1 protein-coding gene is annotated in these 252 nt (G+C 64.7%); it reads left to right on the plus strand.

The genetic code is table 11. The features are described 5' to 3' along the window. Positions 1–252, plus strand: a 252-nt coding sequence (locus AC1RPT_RS08180) for a hypothetical protein (RefSeq protein WP_481763055.1), incomplete at both ends; no start/stop codon positions are given.

Genomic DNA, 252 nt, shown 5'->3' on the forward strand with positions numbered 1-252 from the left:
TCCGCAGCTCGGGCAACGCGACCGTGTACCTCGTCAACGGCGTGACGAACAAGATTCCGTTCTCGTCGTTCGACCCGGCGCTCGAAGCCGGCTTCACCTCGTTCAGCTTCACGACCGACGACCGGCTCAACGCCTATCCGACGTCCTCCGCACTGCTCGGTTTCGGCATCCAGTGCGGGAGCACGAAGTACGTGAGCGCGGGCGGGTCGATCCACGTCCTCGACTCCACGACGGCGCCGCTCTATCCGTTCT

The sequence above is a fragment of the Dellaglioa sp. CoH-56-MRSF-11 genome (assembly GCF_056782135.1).